This window comes from Parazoarcus communis SWub3 = DSM 12120, assembly GCF_003226565.1.
Classification (GTDB): domain Bacteria; phylum Pseudomonadota; class Gammaproteobacteria; order Burkholderiales; family Rhodocyclaceae; genus Parazoarcus; species Parazoarcus communis.
Genome location: NZ_QKOE01000047.1, coordinates 1 through 3606 on the forward strand (window position 1 = coordinate 1; position 3606 = coordinate 3606).

The 3606-nt window shown below is 55.9% G+C and carries 5 protein-coding genes; 2 read left to right on the forward strand and 3 right to left on the reverse strand.

Annotated elements, in window-relative coordinates; genetic code table 11:
• Window positions 1-547: transposase (locus tag DNK49_RS22700; RefSeq protein WP_133255152.1), on the forward strand; the 547-nt coding region annotated here is incomplete at its 5' end.
• Window positions 548-599: 52 nt separating this feature from the next.
• Here the strand turns inward: DNK49_RS22700 and DNK49_RS22705 are convergent.
• Complete coding sequence (locus DNK49_RS22705) at window positions 600-1313, reverse strand: transposase (protein WP_110530335.1); 714 nt, start codon at window positions 1311-1313, stop codon at window positions 600-602.
• A 132-nt stretch (window positions 1314-1445) separates the two neighbouring features.
• Window positions 1446-2012 (reverse strand): histidine phosphatase family protein, encoded by a 567-nt coding sequence (locus tag DNK49_RS22710; RefSeq protein WP_110530337.1) that lies wholly within the window; start codon window positions 2010-2012, stop codon window positions 1446-1448.
• Window positions 2013-2198: 186 nt separating this feature from the next.
• Here DNK49_RS22710 and DNK49_RS22715 point away from each other — a divergent pair, with 186 nt between their 5' ends.
• A complete protein-coding gene (locus DNK49_RS22715) occupies window positions 2199-2693 on the forward strand; it encodes a hypothetical protein (protein WP_110530339.1) in 495 nt (164 codons plus the stop codon).
• Window positions 2694-2701: 8 nt separating this feature from the next.
• On the opposite strand, the gene DNK49_RS22720 is transcribed toward DNK49_RS22715, so the two are convergent.
• Window positions 2702-3325, reverse strand: a complete 624-nt coding sequence (locus DNK49_RS22720; protein ID WP_110530341.1) for a hypothetical protein — start codon at window positions 3323-3325, stop codon at window positions 2702-2704.
• Window positions 3326-3606: the final 281 nt, after the last annotated feature.

Consider the following 3606-nt stretch of genomic DNA (forward strand, 5'->3'; position numbering starts at 1 on the left):
GGTCACCATCAACGTGCCGGGAATGCGGTCAGCCAGCTATTACTTGATTACCACCCTAACGGATTCGACACGCTATAGCGCCGCTGAACTGGCTGATCTCTACCGCCAGCGTTGGGATGTGGAACTGTTCTTCCGCGACATCAAGACGACCATAGGGATGGATGTACTGCGGTGCCGAACCCCAGACTTGGTGAGGAAGGAAATTCTGATGCACTTCATCGCCTACAACGTCGTACGCCGGCTGATCGTCGACGCAGCGGCCAGCGTCGAATGCGCACCGCGCCGAATCAGTTTCAAAGCCAGCATCCAAGCCTTGCGCCAGTGGGAGCCGCAACTCCATCAACGTGCTACCGACGCCAGCGAACGGCGGCGTTTGCTCGGCTCACTCCGCGCGGCTATTGGCGCTCGTCAGGTCACCGCCCGACCCGGGCGACGGGAGCCTCGATGTTTGAAACGACGCCCCAAACCTTTCGCACTCTTGACCGCCCATCGTCACCAAATGGTCGAGACTCCACACCGCAGTCGTTATCGCGCTAAACAGCCTTAACTTAGTGCCATTCGGGACAGACCACGGTTTTACACCTCCCGCGAGGTCCTGCTTAAAACAATTCACCGGATTCCAACTCGATCGACTGGCGCGGTCGCCCGGAACGTCCTGGCGTTGCACGCCTGCCTAGCGCTTCCGACACCTGTGACGCAAACCGCTGGTTACCCAGTGCGTAATTCCCATTGGTCGCACGGCGAATCTGATCCACCATTCCCGGATCCAACTCATGGCGGAACAACTCGCGATAAGCCGCTTGGCGCGTTGGGGCGCTATCACCGAGCGCAGCGTAGAGCGGATGCGGTCGCCACAGGCTGTCAGCTTCGCCCTGCGCGTTGGCACGATAGCTTGACCAGCGATATTCGGCCGGATGCGCCACCATGCCGGCGCGCACAGGATTCAGCTCGATGTAGCGCTGGCAGGCGAGCATATAGTCCTCCTCCTGTACCAGGCAGGAGCGAAAGCGCCCCTCCCACAACGTTCCGCTACGACGGTACAAGCGATTCACGTATTGCACATATCGCTGCCCCAGCAACTTCATCAACGCGCCCCCCGCATCGGCACGCTCGGAAGAGAGCAGTAGATGCACGTGGTTGGTCATCAGCACATAGGCGTGCACCCGGCAGTGCGTCTTATCGGCATATTCTGCCAGCCAGTCGAGGTAACGGCGATAGTCCTCATCGGCGAAGAAGCAGGGCTGTCGATTGTTGCCGCGCTGGATGAGGTGAACCGGAACATTCGGTAAGGCGATACGAGCGCGTCGCGGCATGAGGGACTCCGGTGGTCGGGGTGCCGGCGTAGTTTGCCAGAGCCCGGAAATCGTGGTCTGTCCCCTATTATTCGCTGCGCGGCTTTATTGCGCAGCGTCCAGCGACCGAAGGGAGCGAGGTTGAGCGCCATGTTATGTTTCCTGCATGTAAAAGACGCTGTATTCCCAGTATTTCTTGGGTGGCTTGTCAGCGGATAGCCACCCCATGCGCTTGAGATACCTTGCGACGAACCAGTTCAGCGAGCCGTGCCCAACGAACAATACAGTGCCGTGAGTTGAAGCCAAATTGGCGAGTTGCTCGGCGCAGCTACGTGCTCTTGCTTTGGCCGATTTGAATGACTCTGTATTGGCTGAATATCCGATCGCCCAGGCAAGCCGAAAAAATACCAACCACGCTTGCAACGAGAGGGTTGGAAAACGCCATTCCACGTGAGGCATATCCATTTCTCGGAACACGTGGGAATAGGCTCCTATACACTCAACCCCGAGAGCATTTGCAGATTCCAAAGAGCGCGGAAGGTTGCTGCACACAGTAAAAGCACATTGGCTGGCTTGCGCAACAGCCTCTTGCGTGGGCGGGAACTCGGTATCGATGCCGGACGCGTTGTATTGTTCAACCCAAACGCCAAACTCTGCCGCATTCAATCGGCGGCGCGTGTCGATCTTGGGTTTGCCATGTCGCATCAGGACGATTTGCAACGGTGGTCTCCTGAAACATAACGTGGAGATCAGCGGACTGCCGCGCGAAGGCGGTAGTGGAAAACCTGCGCCGCTGTTCGGCAGGTCCGCTGCATCGGAGGGTTATGCATCTGCTCTCGTAAAGCCAACCCATGCATCGATTGGGACAGTTTGCGCCACCCCCGAGCCAAGCAAGGCGGCGACACGATGATTCCCATCAAGAACTTTGAAACCGACGCCGGTCAATGCAAGTACGACGGGTGCGCAGAAATCGCCTGTGCGCAGCACCCGCGAACGGTGATAAGCGAAGCTCTTCCTGGAAGGTTCGGAGTCCCTACCGACAAGTGCCCATATATCCTCAGTCAGATTGCGGACGACAAGCTTGATGTCGTCTTTCGATACTGGATGAAGCAAACGTTCATCGAGAAGAAACTTCTTCCGACACCAGCGGAGCTGCGCGAACTGTTGCAGCGTAAAGGGGTACAAGATGCGGTGCCAGTCAGTACCGTGGAGGCTGTCTTGGACGGTTTCGAATGGCCAGCCTATGTCTTGGATGAGCGGAGCAAGAAAGCCCTCTCCGACTTCGGCCGGCAACTCGCTGAGCATGGAGCTGGCGCGGAGCAGATCAGGTTTGCGCGGTGGCATGGTGAGATGCATAACGCAAAAGTAAGGGGCTGCGCGCATTTGCGCAGTTCCGCTTGACTGACGGGTTATGTTGCTGACGTCGCATACTCGGCACGTCGTTGCTTAAGATCAGAAAGCTCCTGTATGGATTGCTCCAGATGCTCTTGCAGTTTTTCTGGGAATTCAGTTGGGAATGGTTCGTTAACGTCAATTGGATTTAGCTTGAGACCCGCCTCTCGCAGTGAGCGGAAAACGGCAACGTGGCGAATGTACTGAATCATCGGGCCAACAAGAGAGCTTTCTGTAGCAACCAGATGGAAATTTTGCTCGATAACTTCTACTGCTCGATTATGGTTTGGAAGCAGCACACTCAACTCGACTATAGCCCCCGACTTTGTAGGTAATTGCGTTCCGTCTTCATAAAGGCCTGGGACACGCTGCCAAATTGCATCATCCTTACGCATACAAAGCGTCAGCGGCCAAAGAAAGCTCTCAAGCCTTCGTTCCAAGAAGGCAATGCGAGCATCAATGGAACGAAGAGCAGAGTCCCGCTTTAGATCGCGGCTCTCTTGCTCTGCTGCATCAATCCTTGACTGTGCTCTATCTAGAGCCTTTTGGCTTTGCGAGTAGGCGAACCAAACCAAGGCAGCTATTCCCGCAATAATGCCTTTGTCGACAACAAGAAGAATGAGTTCTTCGTTAAAAGTCATGCTGGACTCCTTGAGCTAGCAACATAACGGCTTGCGTAACCGACGGCCGAAAGTGGCAGAGCAAAGCGGCGCCACTTTCGGCCGTCCGAGTTCACGCAATTGTTAGAAGTATGTTTCACAATTGCTGAAGCTCTTCTCGGAGCAGCCGCTTTGACTCCAGGGCAATCGCACCTTCATGTCATCACCCCGAGCAGTTCTGCGCGAAATTTGTCCGACGTAGCGGCCAGCATGCGCTTGGTCTTTATGCTGCCCTTGCGTGATGTGTTCAATCGGAGGAGGTT

Excerpts from the sequence above, each read along its gene's own strand:
- DNK49_RS22705 (WP_110530335.1), bottom strand. The coding sequence starts at position 1,313 with ATGCCGCGACGCGCTCGTATCGCCTTACCGAATGTTCCGGTTCACCTC.
- DNK49_RS22715 (WP_110530339.1), top strand. The coding sequence starts at position 2,199 with ATGATTCCCATCAAGAACTTTGAAACCGACGCCGGTCAATGCAAGTAC.
- DNK49_RS22720 (WP_110530341.1), bottom strand. The coding sequence starts at position 3,325 with ATGACTTTTAACGAAGAACTCATTCTTCTTGTTGTCGACAAAGGCATT.